Here is a 20,656-nt window from a genome sequence, read left to right on the forward strand (position 1 = left end):
TAACATTTTCTAAAATCCGATAAAGACATCTAAAATTAAATACAAATTGTCTTTTTTTTTAGTTCTTATTTGCCAAAAAATAATTATCTTTTATCCCATCAATTATATTCATCCAAAAATAAAAAGAAAGTGAAGGTTCAAGAAGAAATTAGCATATCTGAAAAACTATTATGTTTTCATTGCGGTGAAGAATGCGCAGATGATGAAATTAAAATCGGCGATAAAATTTTTTGCTGCAACGGATGTAAAACGGTTTATGAACTTTTAGATGCCAACAATCTCTGCACCTATTATACTCTTGATGAAAATCCCGGTTTAACAAAAAAGAATGATATTAAGAAAAATTTTGATTTTCTTAATGACGCAGATTTAAAAGAAAAACTTATTGATTTTACCGACGGAAAAATTACTACAATAACCTTCAGCATTCCTCAAGTTCATTGCAGTTCTTGTATTTGGATTTTGGAAAATTTATACAAAATGGATTCGGGAATTATACATTCTGAAGCAAACTTTTTAAAGAAAATTGTTTCCATAAAATTTGAAGAATCAAAAACAAATCTTAAAAATATCGTTTTTCTCCTTGATTCTATTGGTTATGAACCCGATTTAAATCTTGCCGAAAAAGAAGTTGAAAAATCTGCAATTATAAATAAAAAACTATGGTATAAAATAGGCGTTGCCGGATTTGCCGCTGGAAATATTATGCTTTTTAGTTTTCCGGAATATTTATCTTTGAATGAAATAACAACGGATGATGTAAAACCGGTTTTCAGTTATTTGAATGTTTTATTTTCACTTCCGGTATTTTTCTACAGCGCTAGCGATTATTTTATTTCTGCATTTAAAGGTTTAAGAAAAAAAATAGTAAATATTGATGTGCCAATTTCTATTGGAATTTTAGTCCTTTTCTTAAGAAGCCTTTACGAAATTTTTACACAAACCGGCGCCGGATATTTAGATTCGATGACTGCACTTGTTTTCTTTATGATTGTTGGAAAAATGTTTCAGAGTAAAACTTACGCCGCTTTAAATTTTGAAAGAAATTACAAATCGTACTTCCCAATTGCCGTAACAATTTTGAAAAATAAAATTGAAACAACAAAACCCGTTGAAAAATTAGAAGTTAAAGACAGAATAATTATAAAGAATGGAGAATTAATTCCCGCTGATTCTGTGTTAATAAATGGAACCGCATTTATTGATTATAGCTTTGTAACCGGCGAATCAAATCCGGTTGAGAAAATTAATGGCGATTTAATTTATGCGGGTGGAAGACAAGTCGGCGGCGCAATTGAAGTTGAAATTATTAAAGAAGTTTCGCAAAGTTATTTAACTCAGCTTTGGAATAACAAAACTTTTCACAAAGAAGATGAAAGTAAAATTGATGCATTTGTTAATGTAGTTAGCAAATATTTTACTTTTGTAATTATTCTCATTGCCGCATCTGCCGCATTTTATTGGTTCTCGATTGATAAAAGTTTGGCATTTAATTCACTAACTGCTGTGTTAATAATTGCATGTCCGTGTGCGCTTGCTTTATCAACTCCGTTCACACTCGGAAATAGTTTAAGAATTTTCGGAAGAAATAAATTTTATATAAAAAGTACTTTGGTGATAGAAAAATTATCAAAAATTACTTCAATTGTTTTTGATAAAACCGGAACAATTACAGAAACTCAAAATGCAAAAGTTGAATTTGTTGGTGATAATTTATCGGAATTCGAAATTAAATTAGTAAAATCTCTTGTACATAATTCTTCTCATCCTTTAAGTAAAAATATTTTTAGAATTTTTCCCGAAGCAGAATTGTTTAAAATTTCAGATTATAAAGAAATTCCGGGACAAGGAATTTCTGCAAATATTCAAGGTATAAAAGTCCAAATTGGATCAAGAGTTTACGTAAATGAATTTTCTGATAAAGATGAAAATAATTTAAGTACAAAAGTGTACTTAGCTTTTGATGATAAGACAAAGGGATTTTTTACAATTTCAAATTCATACAGACAAAATTTGAAAGAAGTAATTTCAGCACTTCAAAATGAATACAAATTATCAATTCTATCTGGCGATAATGATAGTGAAAAAAAATTGCTTACCGAATTTTTTAATCCAAATACGGAAATGCTATTTAAACAATCTCCGTTTGACAAACTAACTTATATAGAAAAATTACAGAAAAATGATGAACAAGTTTTAATGATTGGGGATGGATTAAATGATGCCGGTGCCTTAAAGAAAAGTAATGTTGGAATTTCAATTGCAGAAAATGTTAATAATTTTTCTCCCGCTTGCGATGGGATATTAGATTCAAAATCATTTAGTAAATTAAACGATTTTATAAAATTTTCTAAAACCAGCAAAAATATTATTATTTTAAGTTTTATAATTTCCTTTTTCTACAATATAATTGGTTTAAGTTTTGCAGTTCAAGGAACTTTATCCCCAGTAATTTCAGCAATTTTAATGCCTTTAAGTTCAATTTCCGTTGTTGTTTTTGCAACTTTAACAACAAATTTAATGGCAAAAAGGAGAAATTTACTTTAATGAATGTAATATTTGTTTTAATAGCATTCAGTTCGTTTGTGGCAATTATGTTTTTAGCAGCATATATATGGTCAGTAAAAACGGGTCAGTATGATGATAATTATACTCCATCCGTTAGAATTTTATTTGATAGTGAGGTAAGTAAGAATGAAAAAGAAAAGACAAAAGATGCTGATAAGTAATAGAAACTTCTTAAATTTTTTTTAGTGTGGTTTTAAATCTGTTAACAATAGGATAAAAAAAACATTCTAAAATAGAATTGAGATATTTCAAAATTCATAATTTTACATTTTTTAACGGAAGTTTCTAACAAAAAATAGATTTACTAATTAACCATATAAGGAGCCTCTTTTATGAATGTTGAAAAATTCAACTATGACAATCAAATAGTTAAACTGTTTTTGGTTGCCACAGTTGTTTGGGGAGTTGTTGGTCTTCTAGCTGGATTGTGGATTGCAATTCTACTATACGTCCCCGAATTAAACTTTGGTATATCATACACAACTTTTGGTCGTCTAAGACCATTGCATACAAATGCCGCAATTTTTGCATTTGTCGGTAATGCAATTTTTACGGGAGTTTATTATTCTTTACAAAGAATTACAAAAGCCAGAATGTTTAGTGATATTCTGAGTAAAATTAATTTCTGGGGATGGCAATTAATAATAGTTCTTGCCGCAGTAACTTTAGTTTCCGGAATTACAACTTCTAAAGAATATGCAGAATTAGAATGGCCAATTGATATTTTGATTGCTTTAGTTTGGGTTGTTTTTGGTGTTAATATGATTGGAACTTTGATAAAGCGAAGAGAAAAACATATTTATGTTGCAGCTTGGTTTTACATTTCAACATTTGTAACTGTTGCTGTTTTACATATCGGGAACTCAATAGAACTTCCGGTTACATTCTTGAAAAGTTATCCTGTTTATGCGGGAATTCAAGATGCATTAGTTCAATGGTGGTATGGTCACAATGCAGTTGCATTTTTCTTAACTACACCATTTTTAGGATTGATGTATTATTATTTACCGAAAGCTGTAAACAGACCAATATTTTCTTATAAACTTTCAATATTACATTTCTGGACTTTAATATTTATTTACATTTGGGCTGGACCTCATCATCTTTTATACTCAGCAGTACCAAACTGGGCACAATCACTTGGAACAGTTTTTTCGATTATGTTATGGATGCCATCTTGGGGTGGAATGTTGAATGGTTTATTAACGTTAAGAGGAGCGTGGGATCGAGTTAGAGATAATCCGGTTTTAAAATTCTTTGTTGTTGGCGTTACTGCTTACGGTATGTCAACTTTTGAAGGACCAATGTTATCATTAAAAAATGTAAATGCATTAGCACATTTTACAGATTGGATTCCTGCACACGTTCATGTTGGTACATTAGGGTGGAACGGATTTATGACTTTTGGAATGTTATACTGGCTTGTTCCAAAAATGTGGAAAACAGAATTATATTCTAAAAAATTAGCCAATGCACATTTCTGGATCGGAACTTTAGGAATTGTAGTTTGGGTTATTCCAATGTGGTGGGCTGGTATTACGCAATCATTGATGTGGAAAGAATTTACTCCGCTCGGCTTATTAAAATATCCAAACTTCTTAGAAACTGTTTTACAAATTGTTCCAATGTATATAATGCGTTCAATTGGTGGAGCTTTATATCTTACTGGATTATTGATAGCGGTTTACAATTTAGTTAAAACAATGAAACAAGGTTCGTTTGAAGCAAACGAAGCCGCTGAAGCTGCACCACGCGGACCAATGACAGAAAAACTAAAATATGGTATGATTCACAGATATATTGAATCAAAAGCTGTTTTATTTACCGTTCTTGCGTTTGTTGCAATTATTATTGGAGGAATTATTGAAATTGTTCCAACTTATTTAATTAAATCAAACATTCCAACAATTGCATCTGTTAAACCATATTCTCCTTTAGAATTGGAAGGAAGAGACGTTTATATTAAAGAAGCTTGCAATAGCTGTCATTCACAATTGGTAAGACCTTTTAGATCTGAAGTTGAAAGATATGGCGAATACTCAAAAGCCGGTGAGTTCGTTTACGATCATCCATTCTTATGGGGATCAAAAAGGACTGGTCCGGATTTGCACAGAATTGGTGGAAAATATTCAAACATGTGGCATTATTTACATATGGAAAATCCACGATCAATGTCGCCTGGCTCATTAATGCCGCCTTATCCATGGCTTTTAGAAAATAAATTAGATGATTCAAATCTTGAAGCAAAAATTTCTGCTATGAGAACTTTGGGAGTTCCTTATGCCGAGGGTTATGAATCACAAGCAAGAGCAGAATTAACTCAACAAGCTCAAACAATTTCTAATGATTTATTGGATAACGGAATAGTTGTTGATCCTGATAAAGAAATAATTGCTTTAATAGCTTATCTTCAGAGATTAGGAACGGATATCAAAGCTGAGGTTGCTCAGAATAAATAGGTGAACAAATGAAATTTTCTAATTATTTAAGCTCAATTGAAAATGTAGGAATATATCCTGTAATAACATTGATTTTGTTTTTTTGTGTATTTATCGGAGCTGTAATTTGGATTTACACAAGAGACAAAAATTATATTACAGAATTAGAAAATATCCCTTTAGATAATGATAATTTTTCAAATAATAAAGAGAACAAAAATGAAATTGATTAAAAAATTTAAAACGTTTGCTGCTCTGTTTTTGTTATTCATTTTAAGCTCACCGTTAATTGCTCAAACTGCAACAGAAACCGGAAACGAGCTTGAGTCAATAATAAAAATCATGGTAGCAGTTACAGCTTTTTTAGTTGCTGTAATAATGTGGCTAGTTTTAGTTTACTCTGAAAAAGGTGATAAGGCAGAAGAATCCGGCTTTAAAAAACTTATGCATCTTTTAAACCAAAGACCAAGTATTAATGATGAACAAAAACTTCTATTAGATCATGATTTTGATGGAATAAAAGAATTGAATAATAAAATTCCGCCATGGTTTATGGCTATATTTTACGGATCAATTATATGGGCAACAATTTACATGGTTGATTATCATATACTTGGCTCCGGTAATGTTCAAGAAGATGAATTTACTGCCGAAGTTGAAGTTGCCGCAATGGAAAGAGAAATATTAAATAAATCCGGTAAACTCTTAAATGAGGATAATGTTACCGTAACAAATGATGTTGCGGCATTAGCAAACGGAAAAGATATTTTTGTCAAAAATTGCGCTGCTTGTCATGGTCAAAATGGTGAAGGTTTAGTTGGGCCTAATTTTACTGATGATTATTGGATTCATGGAAATAAGATAAATGATTTGTTTAAAACTATTAAATACGGAGTTCCGGCAAAAGGAATGATTAGCTGGCAAACCCAGCTTGATCCAAACCAAATGCAGGAAGTTGCAAGTTATATTTTGACTTTAAGAGGAACAAATCCGGCAAATCAGAAAGCAGCCGAAGGTACACTGTACACTTATTAAGGATAAACTATATATTTATTTCAAACCCCAGCAGATGATTTTTATTTACTGGGGTTTTTTATTAGATGAAAATATTTTGTAAGTTTTAATTGAAAAATATTTTATACTCTAAAAAAACTTTAAGCTATGAACACTTCAAACCAAACCCCAAACAAAGAAGAATTCAGAGATCATTTAGCAACTGTTACAGAAGAAGGCAAGCGAATTTGGATTTATCCCAAAAAACCTTCCGGAAATTTTCATAAGTATAGAGTAATTGTTGCAATAATACTTTTAGCGGTTTTGTTTTTTGTTCCATTAATAAAAGTAAATGGACATCCGTTAATGTTGCTGGATATTTTAGGAAGAAAATTTATTTTATTTGGAATTGCATTTGGTCCGCATGATTTTCATCTTTTTGTTCTTACAATTATTGGATTAATTATTTCAATATTCCTTTTTACAGTTGTTTACGGGAGGATTTTCTGCGGATGGATATGCCCGCAAACAATTTTTATGGAAATGGTTTTCAGAAAAGTTGAATACCTAATTGAAGGCGATGCAAATAAACAAAAAGCATTAAATAAGCAATCATGGAATGGTGAAAAGATTTTTAAGAAAGCTTTAAAACAAGGAATATTTTTCATACTTGCATTTTTAATTGCAAATGCTTTACTCGCTTGGGTAATAGGAATTGATGCATTAGTAGAATTAGCAAGTAAACCAATTCCGGATGTTTTAGGAAGATTTATTGCAATGATTTTATTTACGGGTGCAACTTATTTTATGGGTGCTTATTTCAGAGAGCAAGTTTGCACAATGATTTGTCCATACGGCAGATTGCAAGGAGTTATGCTTGATCCAAACTCGATTGTAATTCATTATGATTATAAACGAGGGGAACCAAGAGGGAAAATTAAGAAAGATGAAGAACAAAATCTTGGCGATTGTATTGACTGTCATTTGTGTGTTGATGTTTGTCCAACCGGAATTGATATTAGAAATGGTACTCAATTAGAATGTATAAATTGTACAGCTTGTATTGATGCTTGTGATGAGGTAATGGTAAAAGTTAAACGTCCGGAAGGTCTTATCCGATATGCCTCAAAAAATGAAATTGAAACCGGAGATAGAAAAATTTTCACCCCAAAAGCAATTGGATATACAATTGTCTTAATTCTGCTGTTTTCATTTATTACATTTTTATTATCAACAAGATCTGATTTTGAATTATCAATAGTTAGAACTGCCGGTTTAATGGCTCAGGAACAACCTGGAGATAAATTAAGTAATTTATATGATGTAAAAATTATTAACAAAACATTTAACACTTTACCGGCAACTTTGGAATTAAATAATATGCCGGGTGAAGTTAAATTAGTTGCTGGCGATATTACCACACAGCCGCAAGGAGTTTCTGAAGGTAAATTTTTCGTAATTATTCCAAAAGAAAGTATTAAATCATTAAACACTCCAATAGAAATTGCAGTAAAAGCTAACGGTAAAATTATTGATGTAATTAAAACATCATTTTTAGGAAAAGTTGCTGGACAAAAATTGGAGAATAAATAAATCATTTTTCGTAAATATTTTTTAGATTAAGAAGTAATTCCTAGGAAAGAAAACATGAAAATCAGCTGGGGTGTTGGAATAACAATTTCAATAATTGTTTTTATGCTATTATCAATTTGGTTAATTTATTTTTCTTTTAATCAAGATGTGAATTTGGTTAGAGACGATTATTACGAAGCTGAAGTTCAATACAATGAAACAATGGAAAAAGTAAAAAGAACTAATGAACTTAAAGAAAATCTGAAAATTTCCATTGTGGAAAATAATATTCAACTTCAGTTTCCAAATAATCTTAATTACAAAAATATTGGCGGAAATATTTTTTTATACAGACCTTCTGAAAGAAATTTGGATTTAACCATTCCAATAAAAATTGATTCTAATTTTACGCAAACTATTCCAACAGAAAAATTAATTTCCGGAATGTGGAAAATTAAAGTTGATTGGATTGCAGATTCTATTTCATATTTGAGTGATGAAATTATTATGATTCAATAAAATCATAATCTCAATTTAATTTCATTCCCCTAAAAAAACATTTTCTGCTTTGAAAACATTTTGCATAACTTTTATTAATTTTACGATAAACCAAAGATTACAAAGGTGATTGAATGATAAAAATCATTTTTACATTATTCGTAATTTCAACATCTATAATTGCTCAAGAAAATAATTTCGTTAAAAATGCTCAGACTCAAAATGCGAAAATTTTGCAAAAAGGTGAAGCAAAAGATTGGTGTTCGGTTTGCGGAATGAATTTAAAAATGTTCTATAAAACAAATCATGCAATTGAACAAAACGATGGAAATATAAATCAGTATTGCTCACTCCATTGTTTGTGTACAGATAAACCAAATCATAAAAATCATATAAAAAATATTTTAGTTGTAGATGCAAAAACTGAAAAAATGATAAATGTAAAAGACGCTTTTTACGTTGTTGGTAGTGACGTTCAAGGGACAATGTCGCCGGTAAGTAAAATTGCTTTTTCCACAAAAAATGATGCTGAAGAATTCAGCAAAAAGTTTAATGGAAAAAATATTATTGATTTCAAATCTGTAACGGAAATAGTTGAAAAGCAATTATCCGAAGAAACATCTATGTTGATTAAAAGAAAAGAGATGAAAGTTTATCCAAAAGGTGAAAAATTATTTGAAGATCTTTGTGATAAAAATATTGATTTTAAAAATTTTGCAAACATAGCTGAGTTAAAAGCTCACATTAAGAAAAAAAATATTTGCAAAGAAATTGATGAGCAAAATCTTCAAATAATTGCTCTTTATTTGTGGGATGTAAAATCAAAAAGAAATGATAAAGAAAGCGAATCCGTAAAAATTGATGTTCCTCAGAATGCCAAATGTCCGGTTTGTGGAATGTTTGTTTACAAATATCCAAAGTGGGCTGCAGTTATTGAAATGATTGAAAAAAAATTATATTTCGATGGCGTTAAAGATCTTATGAAATTTTATTTTGAACCTGAAAAGTGGACTAAAGAAAAATTGATAATCGAAAATATTTACGTTACCGATTATTACTCGCAAACAAAAATAAATGGCAAAAAATCTTTATATGTAATTAATAGCGATGTGCTTGGACCAATGGGCAACGAACTAATTCCATTTAGTACTGAAAAAAGTGCAAAGGAATTTTTAAAAGATCATGGCGGAAAATTAATCAATAATTTTAATGAAATTACAAAAGATATTGTTTACAAATTAGATGAATAAATCAACAACAAAATTTTTATTCATTTTTGTTTTAGTAATTACAATTTCAATTTTCGAAATAATTTATTACGGATATTATTCAGAACAAAAATCAAAATTATTTCACATAAAAAGAAAATCCGTAAACTTAGTTCAGCTTCCGGATTTAGCTTTATCAACTGAAGCAATTTGGATTAGACATCGTTCAATCACAAATATTTTTTCAATTGTTCCAGATGACGGAAATTTATTGGAATATTACCCTTCTTCATTTATTTATAATATTCATTTGCCAAACAATTCGGAATTACAAATCCAACAATGAATATTAAATTAATAGAATTTACGATAAAATCTTTACAAAGAAATTTTGTAAAAAAAATTGCTGTAATTTTTGTTTTTACTTTTCTTGTTTTTTTACTTGTCTCGGTATTATCAATTTCTTCTTCAATAAAAAAAGTATTGGAAATTTGCGTGAATGAATTACCGGAATTAATTATTCAGAAAATGAGTGGAGGAAGACAAACCTTAATACCGACCGACAGAATTTACGATATTATTGATATTGCCGGTATTTCAAATGTTCAAGAAAGAATTTGGGGTTATTATTATTTTAAAAATGAAAATGTAAACTTCACACTTGTGGGAATTGATTTTGATTTGCAGTATTACAAAACTCATTATAATGATATAATTAATTTTTATTCAAGTAAAATTGATTCAACTAATACAGCTTTTATAATTACCGGAGAAGGAATAAACAAACTCCTTGAGAAAAATTTTTATAAAAATTATTTTGTTTTTGATAAAGTTACCGGCGGAAAATTAGAATCAATAATTCTTGGCACATTTAAAAGTGAATCAAATTTAGAAACAAATGATGTAATATTAATGCCGCAAAATTATGTGCGGGAGATATTTGGTATTTCTGAAAATTTATCCACGGATATTGTTGTTCAAATTCCAAATCCAAGTGAAACTGAAATTGTAAAACAAAAACTTCAAAATATGTTTCCCGATTGCAGAATTGTCAGTCGTAATGATATCGAATCTTCATATCAAAATATTTTTGATTATAAAACCGGAATATTTTTAGCACTATTTTTAACAGCTTTTGTTTCTTTCTTCATTTTAATTTATGATAAAGCAAGCGGCTTGAGCAAGGAAGATCAAAGAGAAATTGGAATTCTTAAAGCAGTTGGATGGCAGACAGAAAATATTTTACAAATGAAATTTCTTGAAGGAATTTTAATTTCCATTTTTTCATTTTTTTTAGGAACCGGTTTAGCGCTGTTCTATGTTTTCAATTTGCAAGCTCCATTATTAAGAAATTTATTTACAGGCGTAAGTAATTTAAAACCGCAATTTCAACTTTTGCCAACAATTGATTTTAATGTTCTATTCTTAATTTTTATATTAACTGTTCCGGTTTATATTTTGGCAACTTTAATTCCGTCTTGGCGTGCTGCGATAATAGATGCAGATGAGGTTTTACGTTGATTGAATTAATTAACATAAATAAAATTTTTAACTCCGGTAAAATTGATGAACATTATGCGATAAAAAATATTTCTTTCAAGATTAGTGAAAATGAATTTGCACTTTTACGCGGAGCAAGCGGAAGCGGGAAAAGTACTATTTTATCAATAATTGGCGGATTGATAAAACCAACAAGCGGCGAAGTTATTGTTGATAAAAAATCAATTGCAAAACTTCCGGATAAATTCTCATCTTTGTTGCGACAAGAAAAAATTGGATTTATTTTTCAAAAGTTTAATTTAATTTCTGATTTAACTGCTTTTGATAACATAATAATTCCTCTAATTCCAAGTAAATTAAGTAAATCTGAAATTGAACAAAGAGTTGAAAATTTATTAAGTGATTTTTCTCTGCTTGATAAAAAAAATGTTTTGGTTAAAAAATTATCCGGAGGTGAACAGCAAAGAGTTGCAATTGCAAGAGCATTAATAAATCATCCGAAAATTATTCTAGCAGATGAACCTACTGCAAATTTAGATGCAAAACTTTCTCAGAATTTTATTGAAATTATTCAAAATCTAAAATCAAAAGGAATTACAATTCTTTTGGCAAGTCACGATCCAATTTTTTACAATTTAAATTTCGTTGATAAAATTATTGATATTCATTTGGGTGAAATTAGATGAGTATTTTAATTTCTCCGGAAGTAATTGTTTTATTTGTAATTGATTTTTTACTTCTAATTTTTAACTCTATTGCAGCAATTATTTCATACAAAATATTTAAGAATTTCAATTTAAGTGAAACTACTTCAACTCAATATAATTTAGAAAAGCAAAGTTATCTTGCCTCTTACATAATCAAATTTTCATTATATCTAAAAATCATTTCAATAATATTTTTTATTTACACACTTGATAAATTATCAAACATCATTCCTGGAGCAATGTGTGCAGTTGGAGTAACAACTTCATCTGATTATGGAATTTATCTTTTAATTGTAAAACTCATTAATATTTACCTTTTCGGATTTTGGATTTTAGTAAATAATAAAGATATGGAAGACGAAAATTTTCCTTTTACGAAAAGTAAATTCAAATATTTTTTATTTATCTATTTTTTCTTTTTATCAGAATTAATTGTACAAATTTTATATTTCTTTGATATAAATCTGCAAAAAATTGTAAGCTGCTGCAGTACTGTTTTTAATGAAGAAACAAGTTCAGTTGTTGGTCAAATTACTAACATACCTAATTATATTTCAGTTCCAATTTTCTATTTTTCGTTTTTTACTCTACTTTATTTCACATTGAAAAAAAAATTAAGATTTATTGGAATTACCAATTTATTTTTCTTAATATTTTCTTTAATTACACTTACAAGTTTTTTTGGTACTTACATATACGAACTTCCAACACATCATTGCCCTTTCTGTATTTTACAAAAAGATTATAATTTCATTGGTTATTTTCTTTATGCATTTTTATTTCTTGGAACATTCTTTGGAATTTCGATTTTTGTTTTAAAATATTTTTTGGATATAAATTTAAATAGATATAATTGGTCACTTTTTTTTATTTCTGTTTACGTTTTATTGGTAACATTTTTTCCAGTTAAATATTATTTAATAAATGGTGTTTGGCTGTAAAATTAAATTAATTTTTTACGTTCCAATTAATCTATAATCAAGTTACTTTTACACTGAACATTTAAATTCTTTATGGGACCAGAAGTTTTAGGCGGTTTTTTAATAGGCTTTTTAGGTAGCTTTCATTGCGTTGGAATGTGCGGACCAATTGTATTAGCGTTACCAACCGGAAATTCTTCTAATTCAATTTTAATCCTCAGCAGAGTTTTATATAATTTTGGCAGAATTATTACATATACATTTTTCGGTGCCGTGTTTGGTTTTTTCGGAAGAGGAATTACTTTTGTAGGATTTCAACAATTTGTAACAATTGCAATCGGTGTTTCAATTTTACTATATTATTTAATGCCAAGTAAATTCAAAGGAAAATTATCTTTAACATATCCTTACCAAATTCTAAGCAATTTTGTAAAAAGTTCATTTAAGAGATTAACAAAAACCGGCTCGCCTCAAGAATTATTTATCTTTGGAATTCTTAACGGATTTCTTCCATGTGGATTTGTTTATGTTGGATTAGCTGGCGCAATTACTACTGGTAATGCTTTATCCGGCGCAATATTTATGGCACTTTTTGGCTTAGGCACAACTCCAATAATGCTTGGAACTGCTTTGGTTGGAAAATTTATAAGCATAAATATTAAACGAAAAATGAATAAGTTAATTCCGGTTTTTGCTATTATTCTTGCAATTATTTTTATACTAAGAGGATTGAATTTAAATATTGATTACATAAGTCCAAAATTAACAAACGATGCTTTGCAAAATGCAGAATATTGTGAACCGACCGAAGAACAATTAAATAAAAATTAACTAATGAATAAAATATTAATTTTTACCGCAATTCTTTTTACTCAAATATTTATTGGCTGTAAAGCAGATTTAGAGGAATTAGAAGATTTAACTACACATAATTTTATTTTTTTAAATCAAGATAGTATTCAAGTTGAGTTCCCAAAATTGGTAAAGGGAAAAATTTCTGTTGTGGGTTATATATTTTCAAATTGTGTTGATGTTTGTCCGCTTACCACAAACAATATGCGCTTAATTCAAGAAGAATTAAATAAACAAAAAATTTCTAATGTGGAATTTGTTTCAATAAGTTTTGATCCGGATGTTGATAAACCCTCTGTATTAAAAAGTTTTGCAAAAGTTAGAGATTTAAATTTAGACAATTGGAATTTCTTAACAAGTTCAAAACAAACTGTTGATTCATTAATGAAAGAAGTTGGAATGGTAATTATTAAATCAGATTCTACAATTTATGAAAACGGATTAAAAACTTTTTACTATGTTCATACAGATAGAATTCAATTGATTGATCAAAATGGGATTTTAAGAAAAAATTATATTGGAAGTAAAATTATAATTAATGAAATTGTTAATGACGTGAAAACCTTATCCGGCTTATAGTTTAGCTATCTGCAAAAAATTATTTTATTAAAATTCAGCACTAAATGAAAATTTTATTAAACGATTGAACAAATTTCCATTTGGTAAATATTTAACATCTTCATCAAATAAATTTTCTAATCCGAAAATTAAATTCAAACTTTCAACAAAATAAAATTTCCTTAATTCTAAAGAGTAATAAAAATTTATTGTTGAAAATCCATCAATCTTACACAAATCATTTTCTGAAATATCAAAATTTTTCCATCTTGTTGATGATTGATAAATCCAATTTAATTTAAAGAACCCCAATATTGGTAAGCTATAATCAATTTCTAATCTTGATTTGTGTTTGGGAGAAAATAATATTTCGGTATTATCCGTAAATTTATATTCATAATTAATTTCAGTGTTATCAGAAACCAAGTAATTTAAATTACCAAAAATACTTATTGCACTTTTATCTTTTCCATTCAGATAATTTCCATTCAATATTAATTCATTTGTAAAATAATCTCTATCAGCATTATTACTTTTCATTTCAATTGGATCTTTCACAAATTCAATTAACGGAAAAATTTCAAAACGGAAATTCTCAGAAAGATCACTCACATATTTTAATCCCAAATTTATTCTTCTTTCATAAGTTAACTTTTCATTTGAATTAATTTTTGATAACATAATCATTTGATTTTCAAAACTCGTGAACTCTTTTGAATAATTTCCGTATAACTCAATTTCCTTAGGATAATTTACGAATGAACTAAATTGTAGGAAAATATTATTATTAGCATTTACTCTAAATCCTAATTTTGAATTGAACGATATTGATGAACGCAAATAGTGATTTGTATAAATAATTTTCAAATCACTATTAAAATTATCACTAATATTAGAAAAGTAGTTGAAATCAAAATTTGCAATAAACTTATTTATTTCTTTATTAAGATATTTCTCAAAAATATTTTCAGAATTGGTTTTAGTATTTTGTGTCGAAATATTATTTAGCTCAGCAGAAATTTTTATAAAATCTTTGTTAAAACTTTTCAACCAATTTGCGTAAAAAGAAATATCACTTTCTAAAGCGCCAATTTCATTTTCTTTTTCTGTTTTATTGAAATAAACTAACTGACCATCTTTTTTAAAAGTGAATGTAAAATCTTCAATTATATTATTGAATGATAATTGCGCTCTATGAAAATAATTTTCAAAATGAATAAATGAATTTATAAACGGCGGAATATCCCAACCGTAATAACTGATAAAATTAAATTTAAACTCAATGTTTTTTGTTTCACTAATATTATAGTTTATTTCACTTCCGGCTAAAAACTGCTTATTTTGTTTTCCGAAATAATAATTACTTTTATTAAACATAATTTGATCATTTATAGATCCGGTTGAAAAAAATCCAAAATATCCTGCGGAAATTCTGAAGTTAATTTTATCAATTGAATTTGCCAGACTAAATGCTGCAGAAGGAATAATTTTATTTTTATTTGTATGAGATATTTCAGGTCGCGTAAAAATATGAATTAATGGATCACCAGTTTCTCCGCCTAAAAAACTTCTTACATTAATTTCTAAACTATCCGCAATTTTTTTACTAAATATTTTAATTGAATTATCCGAAGCAAAATTACTTTCGGAAATTTCATTTGTTAAAATATCAATTGGTAAAAAATCCAATGAATTATAACCAAGTAGAGAAATGTTGATAGGAAGCTCATTTAAAATAATTTTTGTACTAAGTGAATTAAAATTATCTAAAACTGAAAAAGCTGGATTCGCTGAAAATCTATTAGCACCATAATTATTATAGAAAATATTTGAGTTAAAAAAATTTGAGTTTCTTAAAGAGAATTTATCAATTGAAATTTTTTGATAAACAAAATTATTTTCTTGAGCAAAATTAATAAGACCGCAATGCAAGTATAAAATAATTATAACAATATTTTTGTCGATTTTTCTCACAAAACAAAAACCGATATACTTATAGAAATTATTTTAATTGTAACTGGTTTTGAAAAAATTGATTGGTAACGAAAATTAATATCAATTGGAATTTTGTAAAGTAAATTTGAGCTAATCCCCGTTCCGATAAATATGCCAAATTCTGATTCGCTTGTATTGTCTTCAAGTTTATTTTCAGCTTCATCCTCAAACTCAAAAGTATTACTCTGAATTCCGCTGGAAAAAATTACAGAAATATTTTCAGTAATATTTGTTGAATGTTTAATACCGCCGAGAATTCCTAAATAAATTATGTCCGGAAAACTTTTTTCACAAGAATTAATTTTAGATATATAACCTTCGCCAATTGCATATAGATTTGCATGAATCTTATAAGTAGCTGAACCTCCGATAGCTGGAGAATTTTGCCAATTATTTCCTAAATCTTCTGTAAATATTAAATAAGATAAATTTGGACCAAGTGAAAGATTTTCCCATTTAATTTCTTGTGCAAAAAAAATATTACTTGTAAAAAATGCAAGAATTATAAAAAAGAAATATATAAGGGAACGGATTTTATTTCGCATAATTGCCAAAAATTCTCAATATTGATTTAACCTAAATAAAATTTTATTTAGTATTTTTGTTTCGTTCAACAAATTTTTCATAAGTGAAAAATAAATAATTAAAATATAATTTGAAGCCATACGAACTTTGATTAATATTTTAGAAATAGAGAATTACATAAAAAATTATTATGATAAAAATAATCCTCCGGAAAATGTTTATCATAATTTAAACCATATTTTAGAAGTTGTTGAAGCTGTAAAAAGAATTTCGGATTTATCAAATCTAAAACAAGATGAAACCAATTTAATTATTGCTGCAGCTTGGTTTCACGATGTTGGACATTTTAATACTTGGGAAGGACACGAAGAATTAAGTGCGGATTTTGCTGTAGATTATTTACTTTCAAAAAATATTGCTGAAACAGAAATTGAAATTATTACAAATTGTATAAAAGTTACTGCTCTTCCGCACAATCCAAAAAATTTATTAGAAGAAATAATTTGCGATGCAGATGTTTGTAATGTTGGCTCCGATTCTTTTTTTGAAAAAAGTAAATTGTTACGAATTGAAATTGCAAGCAGAAGAAACAAAGTTTATTCTGAAATTGAATGGATGAAAAAAAATATGGATTTTGTTATTCAAACAAAATTTCATACAAAAGCGGCATGGGAAATATTTGAAGAGAAGAAGCAGAATAATCTGAAAAAATTATATTCAGAATATAAAAAATTTACTGAAAATTAAATGCGGAAAAATATTTGAAAACACTTTATTTAATGCGGCATTCCAAATCAAGCTGGGAAAATAGATTACTTTCTGATTTTGAAAGACCATTGAACGAAAGGGGTTTACGTGATGCTCCATTTATGGGTAATATTTTATCAAAATTAATTTCAACACCGCAAATTGTATTTTCGAGTCCGGCGCAGAGAGCAATTTCAACCGCAGAAGTTATTGCCCAATCTCTGAATTTCGATTTGCAAAAAATAATTAAAGACGAAAAAATATATCATGCAGTAGTTTCTGATATTATGAGGATAGTTTATACTGTTGATGATAATATAGAATCAATTATGATTTTCGGGCACAATCCAACTTTTACGCAAGTCTCAAATTACTTATCAGATAAAATTATTGATAATATTCCGACAAGCGGATTTGTTAAAATTGATTTTGATTTAAATTCATGGAAGAATATAGAAGGCAAAACCGGGAAATTAGTTTTATTTGAATATCCAAAAAAGTATTTAAAATCGAAAAATTAAGAAAACAACTTTCGCAAAATTTTACTTTTTGTATTCACAAATTGATTTGCTAAATTAAATTTTTAATATCATTAATTTTAAAAAAGTAATGACCGAAAGTTTATTAGTAATTATTGGATTGGGTTTATTTGCCGGTTTCTTTTTTTCGGTTCCAATTGCTGGTCCAATAAGTATTTTAGTTACATCCAACGCATTAAACAATAAATTTAGATATTGCTTGCGTTTAGCTTTCGGCGGCGCAGTTGTAGAATTTCTTTATGTTTTTATTGCCGTTTACGGATTTACATCTTTATACAATTATTATAATTCTGCAATTCCAATTATTTTAATAGTTGGATCTGTTTTTTTAGTTTATGTTGCTATAAAAATTTTTAGAACCGAACTAAAAATTGAAGAACTTAGAAAAACCAAAAATTCAGAAAAAAATATAGAATCATCCGGAGGATTAAGAACCGGTTTGTTATTAAATTTAACAAATCCTTCCTTATTTCTTGGATGGTTCACATCTTCATTTCTTTTGCTTTCATTTGCATCTTCAATTGGATTAAACACCGGCGGCTTAGATATGTTGATGTATGATAATGTAGTTTCAATTGAAGAAATTACCGGGAAGAAATTAGAAAATTTAGAAAAGTATAATTTTATACCAAATGAAAATTCAATAGATGTTGAACAAGAATCTTTACCCAAATTGGTTTTAAGTTTAACTTATGCAACTATGGTTGGCGTAGGAAGTTTTATTTGGTTTTACTTTCTCTCAAAGTTTTTGATAAAACACAAAGAGAAATTAAAAATTGAATGGCTTAACGGATTGATAAAAACTTTAGGAATATTTCTTTTGGGAATTGCCGTTTATCTCATTTATCAAGGGATTGTATTGATATAAAATTAGAAGGATGATTTTATAATCACCCTTCTAAGAAAAAATTTATTTCATCAAAATCATTTTTCTTGTATTTTGATAATTCTTACCACTTATACCAACTGCTTGAATTGAATATAAATAAATTCCGCTTGCTAAATCTTTTCCATCAAAATTTATTGAATGATTACCGGCATTATAATTTTTATTACTTATTTCTAATAATTTTTGACCTAATAAATTATAAACATTTAAAACAACTTTAGAATTTTCCGGCAGACTAAAACTTATTGATGTAGATGGATTAAATGGATTGGGATAGTTTTGGAATAATCCATATTCTTCTGGAATTTTGTCAAAATCAATATCTGTTAACGGACTAAAATTTGCTACAATTTCTTTCTGAACACTAACTTTAAATGTCAAAACAGAATCTGAACTTATAACTATACTGTTATCCGTCCAATTATCAAATTTCCATCCATCATTAGCAATAGCTTTGATATTTGCTTGTGCACCCTCTCCATAAATTCCGGCTCCTACAATTGTCCCGCCATTTATTGGGTTACTTGTTCCAATGATTTCAACTGGAGATGCTCCATTTTGAATTATTTTTAAAGAATCTTGAATATTTTCACTTACAATGTAAATTGTTCCAACTCTTTTACTTGTATCCGTATTTACATGAAAATTAATAAGAATAGATGCATCCCCATCTGCCCCACTGATAGAAGGTACAATCCAATTGTTGCTATTATTTATTGTCCAAGTTTGATTTGATTCAATATAAAAACTTACTGAGCCTGCTTTATTAGAAACTTCCCAAAATGAAGGATTAATACTGATGTAAAAATCTGCTCCTGTCTGTTTAATTTTAAGTGTTCGTATAATTACATCATTGCTCAAAGTAATTATAGCAATTCTTTCAGCATTACTATTGTTTTTTAGATACGAAATTGCAATTGAAGCATTTCCAAAACTATCAGACGGTGAAATTGTTATCCAATCAACATTACTTGATAGTGACCAATTTGTGTTAGATTCAATGTTTAAAATAAAATCTCCACTATGAAAATCCACATTTATCGAATCTGGTGATAATAGTTCTAAATAACTTGCAGGTTTACCAACCTGAGTTATTTTAATATTACGTGTTATATTTCCTCCACTTACAGTAATTATTGCCTCTCTATCAATCTCTAAATTATTTTCAAGATAATTTATTGTAAATGAACCGTTATCAATACCTGAAACAACAGAACTTGATATCCAATCAGAATTTTCACTTACTGACCAATTAACATTAGATTCAATTATAAAATCAACCTGTCCGGATGAAAAACTTACATTTTGATTTTGTGGAGAAATATTTAAAGTATCAGGAGCAACAACTGTACCATATGTTACAACTTTTAAATTACGATAGGTTAAACCAGGAACTGAGTTTGTATATTTATCACCTACTCCAGGAGCACTACCTAACCAAATTTTATGATCTTTTGGAACATAATCATAAATGCCATCAGTAACCGACCAAACAGCGGTACCATTTATACTAATGGTAAACTTTTTATTTTTCCATTCTGCTTTAACAGTATACCATGTTGTTGAATTTGTAATATAATTAATACCTGTAGGTTCTTCTCCCCAATCCTTTGCAATTAATCCCTCGCTATCATAACCAAAAACAGCCTTTGTTGCATTTAGTCTTTCTGGTGTAGGTGCTGAACATTGAATTACGGATTTGAATGCATTTTTATTTTGTCTATAATGAAAATTCCATCTGAAAAAATTCGTTTTGAAATCATCGAAATACATTATTGGCTCTGTAATTCCCCGACCATCATACATTCCAAAAAAACCATTGTCCGCATCACCTTCTGGATCTTCAATTGCCGCGGCGGTAAAACCTTTAATCTGAAATTCTAAATAGCCATTGGGAACTTCATATGGTAGTTTATAAAGAATATGTCCCGTGCCTTTACCAGGTTTATAACCTTCTGAAGTAAAAGAACCTCCTACTAATGTGCCATGAGATGTACCACCAATTAAAGGATCTTCAAAAATAGTTGTTTGAGAAAAATGACTATTATTAATTAAAAAAATAAAGATTATAAAATGTAATACCTTTTTCATATATGTTTCCCTAAAAATGTTACAAACTATTAGTAGTGAATATTTTATTGTATTCA

Annotated in this window: 20 protein-coding genes; 17 read left to right on the plus strand and 3 right to left on the minus strand. The window is 28.2% G+C overall.

Annotation, left to right across the window (positions count from 1 at the left end):
* Positions 1 to 129 precede the first annotated feature (129 nt).
* From IPM32_03040 to IPM32_03105, 14 genes are all read left to right on the plus strand, one after another.
* The gene (locus IPM32_03040; GenBank protein MBK8944225.1) at positions 130 to 2,547 is read left to right on the plus strand and encodes a heavy metal translocating P-type ATPase metal-binding domain-containing protein; all 2,418 of its coding nucleotides are present in this window, start codon (positions 130 to 132) and stop codon (positions 2,545 to 2,547) included.
* Positions 2,547 to 2,729, plus strand: coding sequence for a cbb3-type cytochrome oxidase assembly protein CcoS (gene ccoS, locus IPM32_03045; protein MBK8944226.1), 183 nt, complete (start codon positions 2,547 to 2,549; stop codon positions 2,727 to 2,729). The genes IPM32_03040 and ccoS overlap by 1 nt, the downstream gene beginning before the upstream one ends.
* A gap of 171 nt (positions 2,730 to 2,900) precedes the next feature.
* Positions 2,901 to 5,027 carry a cytochrome-c oxidase, cbb3-type subunit I gene (ccoN, locus tag IPM32_03050; GenBank protein ID MBK8944227.1) on the plus strand — a complete coding sequence of 709 codons (2,127 nt, stop codon included), beginning with the start codon at positions 2,901 to 2,903 and terminating at the stop codon, positions 5,025 to 5,027.
* A gap of 8 nt (positions 5,028 to 5,035) precedes the next feature.
* Entirely contained in the window at positions 5,036 to 5,239 is a 204-nt protein-coding gene (locus IPM32_03055) for a cbb3-type cytochrome c oxidase subunit 3 (protein ID MBK8944228.1), read from the plus strand.
* Positions 5,226 to 6,041, plus strand: a complete 816-nt coding sequence (locus tag IPM32_03060) for a c-type cytochrome (protein ID MBK8944229.1) — start codon at positions 5,226 to 5,228, stop codon at positions 6,039 to 6,041. Before IPM32_03055 ends, IPM32_03060 begins: the two co-directional genes overlap by 14 nt.
* 126 nt (positions 6,042 to 6,167) lie before the next feature.
* Positions 6,168 to 7,592 (plus strand): cytochrome c oxidase accessory protein CcoG, encoded by a 1,425-nt coding sequence (gene ccoG, locus IPM32_03065; GenBank protein MBK8944230.1) that lies wholly within the window; start codon positions 6,168 to 6,170, stop codon positions 7,590 to 7,592.
* A 54-nt stretch (positions 7,593 to 7,646) separates the two neighbouring features.
* A complete protein-coding gene (locus IPM32_03070) occupies positions 7,647 to 8,090 on the plus strand; it encodes a FixH family protein (protein ID MBK8944231.1) in 444 nt (147 codons plus the stop codon).
* 113 nt (positions 8,091 to 8,203) lie between these two features.
* Positions 8,204 to 9,319 (plus strand): nitrous oxide reductase accessory protein NosL, encoded by a 1,116-nt coding sequence (locus IPM32_03075; protein MBK8944232.1) that lies wholly within the window; start codon positions 8,204 to 8,206, stop codon positions 9,317 to 9,319.
* The gene (locus tag IPM32_03080; protein ID MBK8944233.1) at positions 9,312 to 9,623 is read left to right on the plus strand and encodes a hypothetical protein; all 312 of its coding nucleotides are present in this window, start codon (positions 9,312 to 9,314) and stop codon (positions 9,621 to 9,623) included. The genes IPM32_03075 and IPM32_03080 overlap by 8 nt, the downstream gene beginning before the upstream one ends.
* The gene (locus IPM32_03085) at positions 9,620 to 10,798 is read left to right on the plus strand and encodes an FtsX-like permease family protein (protein ID MBK8944234.1); all 1,179 of its coding nucleotides are present in this window, start codon (positions 9,620 to 9,622) and stop codon (positions 10,796 to 10,798) included. The genes IPM32_03080 and IPM32_03085 overlap by 4 nt, the downstream gene beginning before the upstream one ends.
* Positions 10,795 to 11,463: an ABC transporter ATP-binding protein gene (locus IPM32_03090; protein ID MBK8944235.1), complete on the plus strand. Its 669-nt coding sequence runs from the start codon at positions 10,795 to 10,797 to the stop codon at positions 11,461 to 11,463. Before IPM32_03085 ends, IPM32_03090 begins: the two co-directional genes overlap by 4 nt.
* Positions 11,460 to 12,425 (plus strand): hypothetical protein, encoded by a 966-nt coding sequence (locus IPM32_03095; protein ID MBK8944236.1) that lies wholly within the window; start codon positions 11,460 to 11,462, stop codon positions 12,423 to 12,425. Before IPM32_03090 ends, IPM32_03095 begins: the two co-directional genes overlap by 4 nt.
* 72 nt (positions 12,426 to 12,497) lie before the next feature.
* Positions 12,498 to 13,235 carry a sulfite exporter TauE/SafE family protein gene (locus tag IPM32_03100; GenBank protein MBK8944237.1) on the plus strand — a complete coding sequence of 246 codons (738 nt, stop codon included), beginning with the start codon at positions 12,498 to 12,500 and terminating at the stop codon, positions 13,233 to 13,235.
* Between the two features lie 3 nt (positions 13,236 to 13,238).
* Positions 13,239 to 13,835, plus strand: coding sequence for an SCO family protein (locus IPM32_03105; protein MBK8944238.1), 597 nt, complete (start codon positions 13,239 to 13,241; stop codon positions 13,833 to 13,835).
* A 27-nt stretch (positions 13,836 to 13,862) separates the two neighbouring features.
* On the opposite strand, the gene IPM32_03110 is transcribed toward IPM32_03105, so the two are convergent.
* Both IPM32_03110 and IPM32_03115 read right to left on the minus strand, forming a co-directional pair.
* Complete coding sequence (locus IPM32_03110; GenBank protein ID MBK8944239.1) at positions 13,863 to 15,788, minus strand: TonB-dependent receptor; 1,926 nt, start codon at positions 15,786 to 15,788, stop codon at positions 13,863 to 13,865.
* Positions 15,785 to 16,363, minus strand: coding sequence for a hypothetical protein (locus tag IPM32_03115; GenBank protein ID MBK8944240.1), 579 nt, complete (start codon positions 16,361 to 16,363; stop codon positions 15,785 to 15,787). Before IPM32_03115 ends, IPM32_03110 begins: the two co-directional genes overlap by 4 nt.
* A gap of 118 nt (positions 16,364 to 16,481) precedes the next feature.
* Here IPM32_03115 and IPM32_03120 point away from each other — a divergent pair, with 118 nt between their 5' ends.
* The 3 genes from IPM32_03120 to IPM32_03130 all read left to right on the plus strand — a co-directional run bounded on the left by IPM32_03120 (position 16,482) and on the right by IPM32_03130 (position 18,488).
* Positions 16,482 to 17,081, plus strand: a complete 600-nt coding sequence (locus tag IPM32_03120; protein MBK8944241.1) for an HD domain-containing protein — start codon at positions 16,482 to 16,484, stop codon at positions 17,079 to 17,081.
* 14 nt (positions 17,082 to 17,095) lie between these two features.
* The gene (locus tag IPM32_03125) at positions 17,096 to 17,602 is read left to right on the plus strand and encodes a histidine phosphatase family protein (protein MBK8944242.1); all 507 of its coding nucleotides are present in this window, start codon (positions 17,096 to 17,098) and stop codon (positions 17,600 to 17,602) included.
* A gap of 88 nt (positions 17,603 to 17,690) precedes the next feature.
* Positions 17,691 to 18,488, plus strand: coding sequence for a LysE family transporter (locus IPM32_03130; protein ID MBK8944243.1), 798 nt, complete (start codon positions 17,691 to 17,693; stop codon positions 18,486 to 18,488).
* A gap of 42 nt (positions 18,489 to 18,530) precedes the next feature.
* On the opposite strand, the gene IPM32_03135 is transcribed toward IPM32_03130, so the two are convergent.
* Positions 18,531 to 20,600 carry a T9SS type A sorting domain-containing protein gene (locus IPM32_03135; protein MBK8944244.1) on the minus strand — a complete coding sequence of 690 codons (2,070 nt, stop codon included), beginning with the start codon at positions 20,598 to 20,600 and terminating at the stop codon, positions 18,531 to 18,533.
* Between the last annotated feature and the right edge of the window lie 56 nt (positions 20,601 to 20,656).

It is taken from the genome of Ignavibacteriota bacterium (assembly GCA_016716225.1).
In the GTDB taxonomy this organism is placed as follows: domain Bacteria; phylum Bacteroidota; class Ignavibacteria; order Ignavibacteriales; family Melioribacteraceae.